Source organism: Paeniglutamicibacter kerguelensis, from assembly GCF_017876535.1.
Lineage (GTDB): Bacteria > Actinomycetota > Actinomycetes > Actinomycetales > Micrococcaceae > Paeniglutamicibacter > Paeniglutamicibacter kerguelensis.
Genome location: NZ_JAGIOF010000001.1, coordinates 1341773 through 1356248, shown reverse-complemented (window position 1 = coordinate 1356248; position 14476 = coordinate 1341773). Strand labels below are relative to the sequence as shown.

Annotated in this window: 15 protein-coding genes; 5 read left to right on the top strand and 10 right to left on the bottom strand. The window is 65.6% G+C overall.

The window, feature by feature from the left end; translation table 11 throughout:
* Nucleotides 1-17 precede the first annotated feature (17 nt).
* From JOF47_RS06080 to dprA, 4 genes are all read right to left on the bottom strand, one after another.
* Nucleotides 18-1175 carry a carboxylate-amine ligase gene (locus JOF47_RS06080; protein ID WP_209996619.1) on the bottom strand — a complete coding sequence of 386 codons (1158 nt, stop codon included), beginning with the start codon at nt 1173-1175 and terminating at the stop codon, nt 18-20.
* Nucleotides 1176-1735: 560 nt separating this feature from the next.
* Complete coding sequence (locus JOF47_RS06075) at nt 1736-2239, bottom strand: DUF3145 domain-containing protein (RefSeq protein WP_209996617.1); 504 nt, start codon at nt 2237-2239, stop codon at nt 1736-1738.
* Between the two features lie 131 nt (nt 2240-2370).
* Complete coding sequence (locus JOF47_RS06070) at nt 2371-3354, bottom strand: tyrosine recombinase XerC (protein WP_342592718.1); 984 nt, start codon at nt 3352-3354, stop codon at nt 2371-2373.
* A gap of 106 nt (nt 3355-3460) precedes the next feature.
* On the bottom strand, nt 3461-4750 hold the full coding sequence (gene dprA / locus JOF47_RS06065; protein ID WP_245356278.1) for a DNA-processing protein DprA: 1290 nt from the start codon (nt 4748-4750) through the stop codon (nt 3461-3463).
* Between the two features lie 459 nt (nt 4751-5209).
* Here dprA and JOF47_RS06060 point away from each other — a divergent pair, with 459 nt between their 5' ends.
* The 5 genes from JOF47_RS06060 to JOF47_RS06040 all read left to right on the top strand — a co-directional run bounded on the left by JOF47_RS06060 (nt 5210) and on the right by JOF47_RS06040 (nt 9217).
* Nucleotides 5210-6106, top strand: coding sequence for an ABC transporter substrate-binding protein (locus JOF47_RS06060; RefSeq protein ID WP_342592717.1), 897 nt, complete (start codon nt 5210-5212; stop codon nt 6104-6106).
* Between the two features lie 123 nt (nt 6107-6229).
* A complete protein-coding gene (locus JOF47_RS06055; RefSeq protein ID WP_209996611.1) occupies nt 6230-7315 on the top strand; it encodes an ABC transporter ATP-binding protein in 1086 nt (361 codons plus the stop codon).
* Nucleotides 7312-8043, top strand: coding sequence for an ABC transporter permease (locus JOF47_RS06050; RefSeq protein ID WP_209996610.1), 732 nt, complete (start codon nt 7312-7314; stop codon nt 8041-8043). The genes JOF47_RS06055 and JOF47_RS06050 overlap by 4 nt, the downstream gene beginning before the upstream one ends.
* Nucleotides 8040-8702: an ABC transporter permease gene (locus JOF47_RS06045; RefSeq protein ID WP_209996608.1), complete on the top strand. Its 663-nt coding sequence runs from the start codon at nt 8040-8042 to the stop codon at nt 8700-8702. Before JOF47_RS06050 ends, JOF47_RS06045 begins: the two co-directional genes overlap by 4 nt.
* A gap of 107 nt (nt 8703-8809) precedes the next feature.
* The gene (locus tag JOF47_RS06040) at nt 8810-9217 is read left to right on the top strand and encodes a DUF4573 domain-containing protein (protein ID WP_209996605.1); all 408 of its coding nucleotides are present in this window, start codon (nt 8810-8812) and stop codon (nt 9215-9217) included.
* A gap of 52 nt (nt 9218-9269) precedes the next feature.
* Here the strand turns inward: JOF47_RS06040 and JOF47_RS06035 are convergent, their stop codons facing one another.
* The 6 genes from JOF47_RS06035 to lepB all read right to left on the bottom strand — a co-directional run bounded on the left by JOF47_RS06035 (nt 9270) and on the right by lepB (nt 14253).
* Complete coding sequence (locus JOF47_RS06035) at nt 9270-10820, bottom strand: YifB family Mg chelatase-like AAA ATPase (RefSeq protein WP_209996604.1); 1551 nt, start codon at nt 10818-10820, stop codon at nt 9270-9272.
* Complete coding sequence (locus tag JOF47_RS06030) at nt 10817-11176, bottom strand: YraN family protein (RefSeq protein ID WP_342592716.1); 360 nt, start codon at nt 11174-11176, stop codon at nt 10817-10819. Before JOF47_RS06030 ends, JOF47_RS06035 begins: the two co-directional genes overlap by 4 nt.
* A 181-nt stretch (nt 11177-11357) precedes the next feature.
* Complete coding sequence (locus JOF47_RS06025; RefSeq protein ID WP_209996603.1) at nt 11358-12305, bottom strand: hypothetical protein; 948 nt, start codon at nt 12303-12305, stop codon at nt 11358-11360.
* A 236-nt stretch (nt 12306-12541) separates the two neighbouring features.
* The gene (locus tag JOF47_RS06020; protein ID WP_209996602.1) at nt 12542-12862 is read right to left on the bottom strand and encodes a DUF2469 domain-containing protein; all 321 of its coding nucleotides are present in this window, start codon (nt 12860-12862) and stop codon (nt 12542-12544) included.
* 30 nt (nt 12863-12892) lie between these two features.
* Nucleotides 12893-13585, bottom strand: coding sequence for a ribonuclease HII (locus JOF47_RS06015; protein WP_209996601.1), 693 nt, complete (start codon nt 13583-13585; stop codon nt 12893-12895).
* A complete protein-coding gene (gene lepB / locus JOF47_RS06010) occupies nt 13585-14253 on the bottom strand; it encodes a signal peptidase I (RefSeq protein ID WP_245356277.1) in 669 nt (222 codons plus the stop codon). Before lepB ends, JOF47_RS06015 begins: the two co-directional genes overlap by 1 nt.
* Between the last annotated feature and the right edge of the window lie 223 nt (nt 14254-14476).

Below are 14476 nucleotides of genomic sequence, written 5' to 3'. Positions count from 1 at the left end.
CTACTTGAGCTTGGTGGCTAGACCACGGCTTCGGCCAGCGGTTTCCAGGTCCAGCTCGGGGAACCGTTCCCCGAGGGGTGGTGGCCGGCGGGTTCCTGGTGGGTCAGGGCGATGGCGTGGGTGACGACGTCGGCCAGCCGGCCGTGGCGCACGTGGGCTTGCCGCTGCCGGGCGGCCCCCGTTCCGTTCTCGAGGATCCTTTCCAGGGCCTCCTCCACGTAGGCCCCGTCCCCGGATTCCTCCAGGGCGTCCCGCACGTGGTCGTGGAGTGCGGCAATGACGCGCCGTGCGGTGTCCGGCCGATGGGTTGCGGGGTGGAGCAGTTCGCCGCGGAGGCCCCACCGGCTGGCCATCCAGACCCCTTGGCGCAGGATGATGGCCGGGACCCCGTCCGGTTCCTTTCCAGACTCCCATTCCCGGGCGGCGGTCTCCACCAGGGCCCGTACCAGGGCCGCGATCAGGACGGTGTCGCGGGGATCCAGGCAGACATCGGACACCCGGATCTCGACGGTGGGGTGGCGGGCGGAGAGGCGGGCGTCGAAATCCGGGTTGACGACCACCCCGGTGGCCGACAGGTCCGCCACCAGTGAGTGGTAGGCCCGCGCCGAACCGAAGACCTCCATCGGGCCGGCGGAGGACCACCGGTTCCAGGCCTGCGTGCGGAAACTGGCGTAGCCGCTGTCCCGGCCGTTCCAGAACGGGGAGTTCGAGCTCAACGCCATGAGCGGGGGCAGCCAGGACCTGATGCGGTCCAGGACGGCCACGCCTTCCTCGTCGGAGCCGACGGACACGTGGACATGGAGCCCGCACGTCAGTTGCTCGCGCGCCGTCAGGGCATACTTTTCCACCAGGGCGTCGTAGCGTTCGTTCCGCGTGGGGTGGGGTGTGAGCGCCAGCGGGGAGGTGGCCAGGGCGACGATCCTCGCACCCGCTGTCCGGGCGAGCGAGTCGGCGTGGGCGCGCCCGGCCAGTATCTCCGCGGCGAGCCCGGCCAGGGTGCCGTGCGGGTGCGTGATGACCTCGAGTTGTTCCTGGTGCAGCTCGGCGGACAGCACCTGCCCGGCGGATGGGCCGCCGGCGCCGTGGAGGCGCATCACCTCCGCGGACAGGGGCAGCGGGACCCCGTTGACGGGATCCACGATCAGGAATTCTTCTTCAACACCAAAGGTACGCATCTGCCAAGTGTGGACCATGAAAGCGGCAGCGGACGCCACGCCCCGGACCACGGGCCGGCGCCGGCCCGGCGCACCGACCGGATTGCCACCCCCGGGGAACACGCCCCGAAGACCGACGGGCCCGCCGCCACCGCCACAGACGGGCTGCAGGCCGCGCGATCCTTCCCGGTGGGTGGCGCCGCGTCCAGCCCCCTGGGTGCCATGGAACCGCCAAGCAAAATTCAACAGACGCACGGGGGTGAGCCCCCATGCCGCTCTCCGTCTTGGTCGCCCATCCTCACGTTGGTGACGGGAATACTACGAGGTTGCCACACGGCTCACAACCAGCATCGGGGACTGGACTCGAGCACACCGTACGGCAGGCGACATCCCAGCGCGAGTCACGACAACTGCCGACTCGGAACACTGGGTATCCGTTGGGAGCCTTGCCCCGGACACGGATGATCCGGGCGAGCAGTCCCTTGCATGCAAAATCCCCGGCCGCGGGCCTGTCCAGGGAAAGCTTTCCCTGGACAGGCCCGCGGCCGGGGATGGAATGCGGTGCCATACGGAATTCGTCGTTAGATCACTTGATGGAGCCAGCGTACGGGTGCCCCCTCGGCCGCGTAGCGGAAGGGTTCGAGTTCCTCGTCCCAGGCCTCGCCCAGGGCAATGGAAAGTTCTTGGTAAACGACGGCCGGATCGCCGGCACCCTTTTCATAGGCCCAACGGATGCGTTCCTCGCTGACCATGATGTTGCCGGCGGCGTCCGTTGTTGCGTGGAAGATACCCAGCTCCGGGGTGTGTGACCAACGGCTGGAATCGACACCGGGGCTGGCTTCCTCGGTGACCTCGTAGCGCAGGTGTGCCCAACCGCGCAGTGCGGAGGCCAGCAGCGCACCCGTGCCCGGCTTGCCGGTCCAGTTCACTTCGGCACGGGACATACCCGGGGCGGCGTTTTGCTCACTCCAGTGCAAATCGGTGCGCTGTTCGACAACTGAACCGATCGCCCATTCGATATGCGGGCACAACGCTGAAGGGGCTGAGTGTACGAAAAGTACGCCCCTGGTCATTGCTTCAGACATGCCTTCCTCCGATTTGCTGTTGGAACGTCTTCCCCAACGCCAACAACCCACTTCGAAGGACAGTAAATCCTATTAAGTATTCTGCATGATTATACGCCGTTCGGCCAATAACTTTGGCGCATGACTTCAAGTTATGCGCGCGGATGGGCCCTCTGGTAGCTCTCCTTGAGCCGCTCAACGGAAACGTGTGTGTATAGCTGCGTGGTAGCCAGCGATGAGTGGCCCAGGATTTCCTGCACGGCCCTCAGGTCAGCACCGCGATCGAGCAAATGGGTTGCCGCACTGTGCCGCAGGGCGTGTGGTCCGCGGGCAGCGGTGTCCCCGAGGTCGGCGAGCGCTTTTGAGACGACTTCGCGGGCTTGGCGGGCATCGAGGCGTTTGCCTCGTTTGCCGAGGAGCAATGCGGGGCCAGAGTGTTCGTTGCGGAGTGTTGGTCGTGAGCGGCGGAGCCAGTTGTCCAAGGCGTTGAGTGCGGGTTGTCCGAAGGGGACTGTGCGTTCCTTGTCTCCCTTGCCGATGACGCGCAGCGTGCGTCGGTCGAGGTCGAGGCTGTCGATGTCCAGGGATACGAGTTCGCCGACGCGGATTGCTGTGGCGTAGAGCAGTTCGAGGATGAGTGTGTTGCGGTCGGCGAGCGCGCGTTCTTCTGCGGTGGGTTCTTGTGTGTCCGCGTTTCCTTGGTTTGTTGTTCGTGGCGGGGCGTCGAACATGCGTTGGATTTGGTTGCTTTGCAGGACGTGTGGGAGTCGTTGTTCGCGTTTGGGCGATTGCAGGCGGATTGCTGGATTTGTGTCGATGAGGTTTTCGCGTAGCGCCCAGGCGAGGAAACTGCGTATCGATGCAGAGCGGCGGGAGAGGGTAGTGCGGGCGAGGCCTGATTCCTGCAGGGTCATGAGCCAGGTGCGCAGCAGTGGCAGGTCTATGCCTTCCAGGGTTTGGGCTCCGCGTGGGATTGCGTATGTGAGGAGGTTGGTGATGTCGGAGCTGTAGGCGCGTAGTGTGTGTTCGCTGCGTGAGCGTTCGAGGCGCATGTGCCGCAGGAAGCCATCGTGGGCACTTTGGAGTGCGGCGGGGATGGCGATGGGTTCGGATTTTTGTTCGGATCTTTGTGGCACGTTTCTACTGTCTCCCAGTGACGGCGTGGGGGCAACGGTGCCACGCCGCAGGGTAGCGGTGATCTCGTGTGGGGAGCGTCTTCACTCCCATGGGCGTATTGCCCGATTACTCACGTGGGAGAGGATCTGAGTCTTGGCGCATCCGTTGCTTCGGCTTTCCAGTGGGGTATCTGCGTATCCAGCCATCTGGCTTGGATTCTGTGAGGCCCTTGGCGGCGAGGCGGCTGAGTCCGCCGAGGATTGAGCCGATTCCCAGGCCTGCGAGTATGGCGAGTTCGTCGACGGTGCGTGGCGAGCGTATTGGCAGTGCGTCCAGGAGCAGGAGGTCTTGCACGTCCAGCCCATCGTATTCGCGGGCGTCTTCCGCTTTGGCGGCGTTTACTTCCCCTATGGGAGGTGAGTCCTTTGCCGGGTGGGGTGCATGGGTTTTCCCGAGTAGTTCGAGGGCTTCGGCGGCGTCGGTGATGAGTGTTGCTGCCCCCTCCCTGATGAGCCTGTGGCAGCCTGCGGAATTTGCGGAGTATATGGACCCGGGGACTGCCCCCACCTCGCGGCCCATTTCCGCGGCGTGGTGTGCGGTGCTCAGTGCCCCGGAGCGCCAGCGTGCTTCGCTGACGATTGTAAGTGAGCATAGGGCGGCGATGAGCCGGTTGCGTTGCAGGAATCTCCAGCGTGTGGGTGTGGATCCCGGAGCGACTTCGGAGATGAGTAGCCCCTCGCGGTGTACTTGGTAGAGGAGGTCTTCGTTCCCTGCGGGGTAGAAGCGGTCTAGTCCCCCGGCCATTACGGCGATGGTTGAGGGGCGTGTTGTGGCTTCTCCGGCTGGCGGTTCTTCGGCGAGCGCGGCTTCGTGTGCTTTGGCGTCGATTCCGTAGGCTCCCCCTGAGACGATGCAGATGCCGCGTCTTACCAATCCGCTGGCTAGTTCGGCGGTGATGGTGCGGCCGTATTCGGTGGCGTCCCGCGAGCCCACGATCGCGACCAAGGTATTGGGCTCGCGCAGGGTGTCGATGGCGCCTTTGCCCCTGTACCAGAGTGCATGGGGTGCTGCGAGTCCGAGCGCGTCGAATCCGCGTGGCCAGTTTTCGTCGCCGGGCAGGAGGATTCCCCCTCCCAGGTTGCTCATCAGCTGCAGGTCCGCTTGGGGGTTTGCAACACTTGCTCGCGCCCGCCATCTGTCCAGTCCCGCATCGAGGCGCAGGCTCGAGCGTGCGGCGCCGTGGGCGTCCAGGAGATCAGCTACCTGCTGTTGGGTTCGGGCGGGTGTCGGGCCGGTGTGTTCGCGGATCAGCTTGTAGGCTTCGACGGCACCCAGGATCGCCACCAGGGCGGCGCCGGTTAGGTCGTTGGGTTCGATGATTCTCGTGAGTCCCGCCCTGGCTGTGGTTTCGTTCATGTTCTGTTCCATGCGTTGGTGCTCCCTGGCTCCCTTGGCGCTTTTCCTAGCTGTCCCCTTGAGGCTGTCGTTGCCTTTACCTAAGGGTGGACCCATCATGGGCGCCGGGCCGGGTCGGTTGGTGTGCGCGGGTCCGGACTGTGCCGGTGCGGCGGGTTGGCGTGGTTTTCCGGTTCTTGTGCGGGCAGGTCCCCCGGCCGGTCCGAGACCCTTGGGAATCGCCCGGTCGGGCGCGGCGTGCTTTGGGGTTTGACGGTGACGCACGGTGACGCGTAGGCGCCCAATGGGGCGACCTGGAAAATCAAATATTGCTTGTGGCCTGCATAGTAGGCAACGATGGTCGAGTGGCTCTCGCCCTCAGGGCGGAAGCGAGATAGATGTTCCTGCAGAATCTCTCTAGACGAATTCAGGCTAACCATGACGAACAGAAGAAGATTTCCCCTCCTAGTCGCCCTCTCGGTGGTCGCTGGATCATTGATCCTCAGCGGCTGCTCGGATCCCACCGCCGCCCCGGAAACTTCCGGTGGCTCGGCCGCCGCCTCGAAGTTGACGGTTTCCTCGGCCAACTTCACCGAATCCGAGATCATCGGCAACCTCTACGCCGAGGCGCTCAAGGCCAAAGGCTACGACGTGGCGACGAAATTCAATATCGGCTCCCGCGAGGCCTACATTCCGGCTCTCGCCGATGGCTCCATTGACTTGATCCCCGACTACACGGGCAACCTGCTGCTCTTCTTGGACAAGAACGCGGATGTCAGCACGCCCGCTTCGATCCTCAATGAGCTTCCGGCCGCGCTGTTGGCCAAGAACCTTGTTGCTCTGACCCCCGCTGCCGCGCAAGACAAGGACTCCGTGGTTGTCACGCGGGCCACCGCCGACAAATGGAACCTGAAGTCCATCGGCGATCTTGCCGCCCACAATGCCGAGGTGACGATTGCCGGGCCTCCGGAGTTCAAGGAACGCCCGGTTGGGTTGCCGGGGCTGGAGAAGAACTACGGGTTGGTTCCCGCCAAGTTCGTCCCGATCGCCGATGGCGGTGGCCCGGCAACGGTGAAGGCGCTGCTGGATGGCTCCGTGACCGCGGCGAACATCTTTACGACCAGCACCGCAATACCGGCGAACGATCTTGTGGTGCTGGAGGATCCCAAGAACAATTTCCCTGCCCAGCAGGTCATCCCCGTGGCGGGCAAGGACAAGCTGGACATGAAGGCGATCGAGACCATCGACGCCATTTCGGCGAAGCTGAGCACGGAGGAGCTGATCAAGCTCAATGAGCAGGTCTCCGGGGAGTCGAAGACCGAGCCGAAGGCTGCGGCGACTGCCTGGCTTACCGAGCAGGGCTTGATCACCAAGTAGCATAAAAACCATTATCGAACACATGTTCGAATGGGGGTTGGTTGCCGTTACCCGCCGGTTGCCAACCCCCATATTTTTCCCGGAACCACGCGCCAACACCGCCTCCCAGAAGGAACTTTCCCGATGATCACCTTCGAATCCGTCTCCAAGACCTACCCCGGAGGCACCACAGCGGTGGATAACCTCGACCTTCACATCGAAACAGGTACTTTCACGGTCCTCGTGGGCCCCAGCGGCTGCGGCAAGACCACGTCCATGCGCATGATCAACCGCATGGTGACCCCCACCAGCGGGCGCATCCTCGTCGACGGGCAAGACGTGGCGGAAATCCGCCCCGTGTCCCTGCGCCTGGGCATCGGCTACGTCCTGCAAAACGGCGGACTGTTTCCCCACCGCACCGTGATCGACAATGTCGCCACCGTCCAGCGGCTGCTGGGGCTGTCCAAGACGGCGGCCAGGGCCAAGGCCCACGAGGCACTGGAACGCGTCGGGCTGGATGCCTCGGTGGCCCACCGCTATCCCGCCCAGCTCTCCGGCGGGCAGCAGCAGCGCGTGGGCGTGGCACGCGCTCTGGCGGCCGACCCGCCCATCCTGTTGATGGACGAGCCATTCAGCGCCGTGGACCCGATCGTGCGCGAGGAACTCCAGCAGGAGGTCCGGCACCTGCAGGCCGAAATCAAGAAAACCATCGTCATGGTCACCCACGACATCGACGAGGCGCTGACCCTCGGGGACAAGATCGCCGTCATGGCGCCGGGCGGCCACCTGCAGCAATACGCCCCGCCCGCGGAAATCCTCACGCGCCCCGCCAACGAATTTGTCGCCTCGCTGGTGTCCAAGGACAGGGGCTTCCGGGCACTGTCCTTCGACACGCTCGATCACGTCCCCAGCACCCCGCTGCCGGCCCCGCGCAGAGATGGGAGCATCGACATGTCCGCGCTCGCCCCCGGCTGGGTCCTGGAGCCATCTGCGGGCCACGGGACGGCGGGCGCGGACGGCGCGGCCCAATGGGTCAACACCGACGGAGCCCGCTTTGCCGTCGCCGGCGCGCTGCGCCCCGGGGACTCCCTGCGCATGGGCCTCGACGCGGTGCTGGCGTCCCCGATCGCCGCCGCACTGCTGCTTGACGCGGGGGGGCGGCCGGCCGGTTACATCACCCTCGGCGACCTGACCCCGCACCTTCGCCCCGGGGTGGTGGCCGGGGCATGAAATGGCTGCTGGCAAACCTCGAGCAGGTTTGGGAACTCACAATCGAACACCTGTACCTATCGGTCATCCCCATCGTGGTCGGCCTGGTGCTGGCGCTGGTGCTGGGGCTCGTCTTCGGAAACCGCCGGCGAGCGCGAACCCTCATCACCACCGTGGCAAGTGCGGTCTTCACCGTGCCGTCGCTGGCATTGTTCGTGGTGATGCCCACGCTGCTTGGCACGCAGATCCTTGATCCGATCAATGTGGTGATCGCGCTGAGCCTGTATTCGGCGTCGCTGCTGGTGCGCACGGTCTTTGACGCGCTGGATGCGGTTCCCGCCGATGTGCTCAATTCCGCAGAAGCCATGGGGTACTCGCCGGCCAGGCGCCGCCTGCTGGTGGATCTTCCGCTGGCGTTGGCCCCGTTGGCCGCGGGAACCCGCGTGGCGGTCGTGACGAACGTTTCCCTTGTCTCCGTGGGCGCGGTGATCGGCATTGGCGGACTGGGGCAGCTGTTCACCTCCGGGTACCAGCGCAACTATCCCGACCAGATCATGGCCGGCATCATCATGATCCTGTTGCTGGCCCTGGTCCTTGACCGGGTGGTCGCGGTGATCGGCCAGCTGTTGACCCCGTGGCTTTCGGCGAAGAATGCCGGAGACTCGGCGAGCGCCGTGCCAAGGGGCGCTGGTGCCGGCCTTGCCGCAACGCAGGCAACCGTCGATCCGTCCCTCGGAGGCAATAAATGATCAACGACATGCTGACCTACCTGGGCACCGGCGCCAACTGGGCGGGCGAGGGCGGAATCGCCGCCCGGCTGGCCGAACACCTCTGGTATTCCTTCCTTGCGGTGCTCGCGGCCTTGGTGGTCGCCTTCCCGCTGGGCTTGTTCATCGGCCACACCGGGCGCGGCAAGGTCGTGCTGGTGTCCCTGTCCAACGTCCTGCGGGCTTTGCCGTCCTTGGGCATCATGACGCTGCTGGTGCTGCTGATGGGCCTTGGGATCTTCCCGCCCCTGGTGGCGTTGATCCTCATCGCCATTCCGCCGATCCTGGCCGGAGTGTACTCGGGGGTGGCAAACGTCGACCCGCTGGTCGTGGATTCGGCGCGTGCCATGGGCATGAAGGATTCGCGTCTCATCCTGCAGGTCGAGCTCCCGCTGGCGTTGCCGCTGATGCTCGGCGGGCTGCGCGGGGCGATCCTGCAGGTCATTGCCACCGCGACCATCGCTGCGTACGTGAACCTTGGCGGGCTGGGCCGCTACATCTTCGATGGGCTGGCCCTGTACGACTATGGCCAGGTGCTGGTTGGTGCGGTGCTGGTGACGGCGCTCGCGCTGGTCGTGGACGGTTTGATGGCACTGCTGGTCAAGCGGTTCTCGCCGGCACGCAGCTACCTCGCAACCTAGCCCGCCTGGCCCGTATTGCGGACAGGACCATCCCGACCAAGGTGGTGATCGGCATGTTGCCGATGTAGCCAATTTTTCCGATTGCACCGATCGAGGCGACGGACCCAATGGATCCGACCGCCGCGATCGAACCGGCCGAGGCCACCGAGCCTATTGATCCGGCCGAGGCCACCGAGGCGATGGAACCGGCCGAGGCCACCGAGGCGATGGAACCGGCCGAGGCCACCGAGCCTATTGATCCGGCCGAGGCCACCGAGGCGATGGAACCGGCCGAGGCCACCGAGGCGATGGAACCGGCCGAGGCCACCGAGGCGATGGAACCGGCCGAGGCCACCGAGGCGATGGAACCGGCCGAGGCCACCGAGCCTATTGATCCGGCCGAGGCCACCGAGGCGATGGAACCGGCCGAGGCCACCGAGCCTATTGATCCGGCCGAGGCGATCGACCCCGCCGAGCCGATCGATGAATGGTGGGCCGTGTCTGTGCCCCAAACGGATTTGCGCATGAGCCAATGATCCACGACACGATCCCTATACGTCGAGCACCGCTTCGTACAGGCGCATGCTTCTACCCGACGTCTCCCTTGCCACGCTGGCGTAGTTGCAAGGCCACGTCCACGTCCCCGGCGGTGGGGCAGGCATGCGAGTTCAGGTCCGCGATGCTCCAGGCAATGCGCAGCACTCTGTCATACCCCCGCGCACTGAGCCGCAGGGATTCCGCCGCCTTGTTCAACCCGGCGGTGGCCGCGGCAACCAAGCGCAGTTCGTTGCGCAGGATCGAACCGGGTAGCTCTGCGTTGGTGCCTATGCCCCAGCGCTTGAGCCTGTCCCGCTGTTGCACCCTGGCCTCGCGGACACGGGCGGCAACCAACGCGGAGGATTCAACGGGGCCGCGCGAGGCCATCTCACGCGCCGAAAGCTGCGGGACAAAGAGCTGCATGTCGATCCGGTCCAGCAGCGGGCCCGAGAGTCTGGCTAGGTAGCGGCGGCGTTGCATGGGTGTGCAGGTGCAATCCGTCCCCTTGCCCAGGTTCCGCCCGCACGGGCACGGGTTCGCCGCCATCACCAGCTGGAACCGTGCCGGATAGGTCGCCGTGCCCGCCGCCCGGTGCAGGGTCAGCACCCCGGACTCGAGCGGCTGGCGCAAGGCGTCGAGTGCCGTGGCACTGAACTCGGGGCTTTCGTCGAGGAACAGTACTCCCCGGTGAGCCCTGGATGCGGCACCTGGTCGCGGGACACCACTGCCCCCGCCGATCAGCGCCACCATCGAGGCACTGTGGTGCGGGGCCTCGAACGGCGGGCGGCGGATCAAGGCGGTGATCTGCCCGCCTCCTGCCGCGAGCGAATGCACGGCAGTGGTTTCCATGGCCTGGGTGTCGTCAAGGTCCGGGAGCAGGCCGGGCAAGCGCTGTGCAAGCATGGTCTTGCCCGCGCCCGGCGGCCCGGTGAGCAAAAGGTGGTGCCCGCCGGCCGCCGCGACCTCCAACGCGTAGCGTCCCTGCGCCTGGCCTACCACCTCTGCGAGGTCCAGCGCCCGCACATCGAGTCCCTCCCACGCCCCCGGCTTGCGTTGCGGGGAATGGTGCCGCGCCCGGAAACGCAGTTCGGACGGATCCGCACCGCAGTCGGCGAGCAGCTGGGACAGGTGGTCGTAGGAGCGCACCTTGGCCCCGGCAACCAGTTCGGCCTCGGCAAGGTTCCCGGCGGCAACAACGATCTCCGGGTAGCCGGCACGCACGGCGGCCATGACCGAGGGCAGCACTCCTGCCACCGGGCGCAGGGACCCGTCAAGCCCAAGCTCGGCCAGGTAGACGACCTCGGGCTGGGGCGTGATGCTCCGGTCCGCGGCAAGGGTTGCCAGCAAGATCGCCAGGTCGAAGCCGGAGCCGCGCTTGTGCAGTGTCGCCGGGGTCAGGTTCACGGTGATGCGGCGGTTGGGCAAGGGGATGCCGGAGTTTCGTGCCGCGGAGCGGATCCGTTCACGCGATTCGTTCAGCGACGCATCGGGCAACCCGAGCAGCAGGAAGCCGGGGATGCCGTTGCCGACGTCGGCCTCGATTTCGATGAGCTGGCCGTTCAGGCCGGTCAGCCCGATACCCAGCGTCCGCGCCAGGCTCATGATTCGACCCCGATCAGGTGCTCGATGCTCGGTTCACGCCCGGGCGCCATGATGATCGCCAGCACGTCGACGCGCACCGTGCGGGCGTCCCTGCGGTGTTCAACGCACCAGCGCCGGGCCAACCTGGAGATCCGCCGCAACTTGGCCGGGTTCACCGCCTCGGCGGGATGCCCGAAGCCCAGCGAGCTGCGCGTCTTCACCTCCACCCCGACGATCTGGCCAGCGTCGTCGGCGATGATGTCCAGCTCGCCGATCTTGCACCGCCAATTCCTCTCCAGCACGGTGTACCCGACACCGGCCAGGTAGGTTGCGGCAAGCTCCTCGCCCCTGGCACCCAGCTCCTGGTTGTGGTTCACGTGTCCCACGCTCCCTTCGGCACTCCCCGGGCCGGCCACCATTATGCGCGCCGGCCCCGAATGGTTCATTGCACCCAGCGTGGCCGCTTGATGCCGGGTGCGGGGCGGGCTGCGTCGGGAATGTGGATAAGCCCGGCGGCGCGCATCAACCGGGGTTCGTTCGAAGTGGGCGCTGGGACCTTCAGGGGCGGTGGATCCTTGCCGCCGCTTGGCGCAGGACCTCGGGATCGAGCTCGAATTCCATGCCGAGCGGTTCGGCATCGCCGTGGATGTCGGGGAAGTTCTCCACCTTGAGGACGCAGCGAAGCCGCCGCGCCCCGAGGACCCCGGGCATCCAGAGTTCCACGCCGCAACGATTCACCCGGTTGAAGTCCCGCGGTTCCATCCCCTGCACGCTGCAGAGGTAGAACGAGCCGGTCACTGGGTCGTCGGCCTCGAGCTCGCATTCGGCCACCGTCCGGCCACGCAGCCGCCAGGCGGCAAGGTCCTCATGCTGCCCACGGACCTGTGCGCATTCAACAGCCAGCATGACGCCGTTGCCGTAGACCCGGGCGGCGGCCACCTGGACCAAGGTCCCGGAGCCCGATTGCAGCAGTAGGTTCAACGGGACAACGACGCCGAGCTCACGGCCGATCGGCCCGTGGCTGTCATCTTCATCGTATTCCTGGGCGCGGTAGTCGAAGTCGTCCTCCGGGAACTGGTCCGGGTCCGGGTGCTGCTGGCTCGTGCGCATGAGCGGATCCCCCAGAAACGGGTGCCCGGTGTAGGCCTGGTGACCCGCCTTGAGCCTGAAGAGCGCCTCGTGCACGCGGTCGGAGGCGTCAAGCACCAGGGGGTCCGTGTCGGTATCCATGAGCAGCTCGGCCAGTTTACCTTCGCGTTCCGCGAGTACTCGGGAGTACCCGGCGAGCGCATCGTTCAGTACCGTGATGCCGTTGGCAAATGCGCGCTTCCCGATCTCCATCTCGGGTTGCCCGTTCTCGAACGTGAGCCCGAGGTCTTTCAGGTTGAGGCGCTCCTCCGGGCATTCTTCGCCGAGGAAGCCGAAGTACATGCTTCCCAGGTCGTCACCCTCGCCCTCGTCCGGAACATCGTTGGCTGATTCATCGGGCGGTTCGTTGTTGACCATGTGCGCTACCCCTCGTTGCTTGTACAGGTGACTTCGGCGGGAAGCTGAAACGGGCCGCTGGCCACCGATCCGGCATTTCGATGAGCGTACCAACGAATCCCCAATACTGTCCGGGGCCTCTGCATTGCCGGACCCGGGGACTGCCGCCGGGAACGGGTAACAGCGCCGCCCCGCATCCGGCGGCGGTGGGGCCGAGGTTGCGGGGCGGAAAGGTGTTGCGAGTCGGCGTTGGCCGGTCAGTCCAGGCCGTCCTTGGGGATCGTCAAGTCATCGACGCGGTTCAGTTCCTCGATGTTCACGTCCTTGAACGTGACGATGCGCACCGACTTCACGAAGCGGCCCGTGCGGTAGACGTCCCACACCCAGGCGTCGGTGAGGGTCAGGTCGAAGAAGACCTCCCCGTCGGCCGAGCGGGTCTTCAGGTCCACCCCGTTGGCCAGGTAGAAACGCCGTTCGGTTTCCACCACGAAGTTGAAGAGGTTCGCAACGTCCTTGTACTCGCGGTAGAGCTGCAGTTCCAAATCCGCTTCATAGTTTTCAAGATCTTCGGCACTCATGTTGCTCCCTCGCCCTCCTTGTACGTATCCCTAGCCCTTGGGTGTGAGCTGCCAGGTCTTGCGGTGGTACCCGGTGGCCCCCTGCTCGACGATTGCCTGCCGGTGCCCCGTGGTGCCGTACCCCTTGTTCTGTATCCAACCGTACGCCGGGTGTTCACTATCGTAGCCATCGAGCAGCTCGTCACGCTCGACTTTGGCCAAAATCGACGCCGCGGCGATGGACAGCGCCAGCAAGTCGCCCTTGATCAGGGTTTGCACGGGGATGAGGAGTCCGTCGATGTCACCGGCTTCCCCGAATCCGGGCATCAACGAATCCAGCAGCGTGGGCTGCCTGGTGGCCGAGAGCCAGTCCAGGTTCCCGTCCAGCAGCACCGCGTCGGCTTCCACACCGGCCGCCGTGACCGCCCGCAGGCCTGCCAGCCGCAGCGCAGGCACCAGGCCCAGTTCGTCGATTTCGGCGGCGCTTGCGTGCCCGACGCCCCAGCCAGCGGCCCATTCCTTGATCAGCGGAACCAGCGTTTGGCGCTGTTCGGCGTTCAGCAGCTTGGAATCGCGCACTCCCGGCAGGTCCGGGACGCCGTTGGGGTCGATGACGACGTAGCCGACGGACACCGGGCCGGCCAGTGCCCCGCGGCCCACCTCGTCCGCGGCGCCGATGAGCTTGTGGCCTCCGCGTGCGGCCAGCGCACGCTCGTGTTCGAGGGTGGGTGGTTGTGAAGCCATTATTTGCTGGGGGCCGGGCTCTTGGGGGCCGGCACGTTAGAGAAGACCTCGGGGTGGTTGGAGATCCCTCCGATGCGGTCAAGCGGCCAGGAGATGACCGAGGCCTTGCCCTCGACCGAGGAAATGTCGACGAACCCGTCCTGTACGTCCTCGTGGTAGCGGGAATCGGCGGATTCGGCCCGGTGGTCGCCCATGACCCATAGCTTGCCCTCCGGGACCACCTTGGTGAATTCCTGCTCCGAGGGAGCATCCCCGGGGAAGATGTAGGGCTCGGTGATCTCGACGCCGTTGATGGTCAGCTTTCCATCCGGGGCGCAGCATTTGACGGTGTCACCGGGCATGCCGATGATGCGCTTGATCAGGTGCTGGTTGGATGCGTCCGGCACCAGGCCGACGAAGGCGAAGAATTCGCCGAGCGGGTTGGTCACGGTCGAGGCAATGGGCGGCAGCCAGCCCTGGTCGTCTCGGAAGACGACAACGTCGCCGCGGGTGAGTTCGAAGGGGCCGGGCACCATGAGGTTCGCGAAGATGCGGTCGTTCTTCTGCAGGGTTTCTTCCATCGAGCCCGAGGGGATGTAGAAGGCCCTGAAAAAGAAGGTCTTCACCACCAGGGAGATCACCAGGGCGACGACGACAACTATGATGATTTCTCGCACCGCTGCCCACAAGGGATTCCTTTTCCTGCGGGGTCGTTCGGATGCTGCGGCTGGCTCACTGGCGTGCGTCACGTGCGTGGGGCCCTTTCAGGGGTATCTAACTGTTGTCTTGGCGACACGCTATTCGTGGCACCGCTGTTGGGTGCCGCCGGTTGAATGCCGTCCGCCGCTTCCTAGCCTACGTTGCGTCGCTGGCAATTTACCTATGTGGCGCGAAGCTTCGGCGAGAGCGCCC

What these genes read in the sequence shown, in the direction of transcription:
- JOF47_RS06080 (WP_209996619.1), bottom strand. Translation starts at nt 1,175, where the DNA reads ATGCGTACCTTTGGTGTTGAAGAAGAATTCCTGATCGTGGATCCCGTC.
- JOF47_RS06075 (WP_209996617.1), bottom strand. Translation starts at nt 2,239, where the DNA reads ATGTCTGAAGCAATGACCAGGGGCGTACTTTTCGTACACTCAGCCCCT.
- dprA (WP_245356278.1), bottom strand. Translation starts at nt 4,750, where the DNA reads ATGAACGAAACCACAGCCAGGGCGGGACTCACGAGAATCATCGAACCC.
- JOF47_RS06055 (WP_209996611.1), top strand. Translation starts at nt 6,230, where the DNA reads ATGATCACCTTCGAATCCGTCTCCAAGACCTACCCCGGAGGCACCACA.
- JOF47_RS06050 (WP_209996610.1), top strand. Translation starts at nt 7,312, where the DNA reads ATGAAATGGCTGCTGGCAAACCTCGAGCAGGTTTGGGAACTCACAATC.
- JOF47_RS06045 (WP_209996608.1), top strand. Translation starts at nt 8,040, where the DNA reads ATGATCAACGACATGCTGACCTACCTGGGCACCGGCGCCAACTGGGCG.
- JOF47_RS06040 (WP_209996605.1), top strand. Translation starts at nt 8,810, where the DNA reads ATGGATCCGACCGCCGCGATCGAACCGGCCGAGGCCACCGAGCCTATT.
- JOF47_RS06035 (WP_209996604.1), bottom strand. Translation starts at nt 10,820, where the DNA reads ATGAGCCTGGCGCGGACGCTGGGTATCGGGCTGACCGGCCTGAACGGC.
- JOF47_RS06025 (WP_209996603.1), bottom strand. Translation starts at nt 12,305, where the DNA reads ATGGTCAACAACGAACCGCCCGATGAATCAGCCAACGATGTTCCGGAC.
- JOF47_RS06020 (WP_209996602.1), bottom strand. Translation starts at nt 12,862, where the DNA reads ATGAGTGCCGAAGATCTTGAAAACTATGAAGCGGATTTGGAACTGCAG.
- JOF47_RS06015 (WP_209996601.1), bottom strand. Translation starts at nt 13,585, where the DNA reads ATGGCTTCACAACCACCCACCCTCGAACACGAGCGTGCGCTGGCCGCA.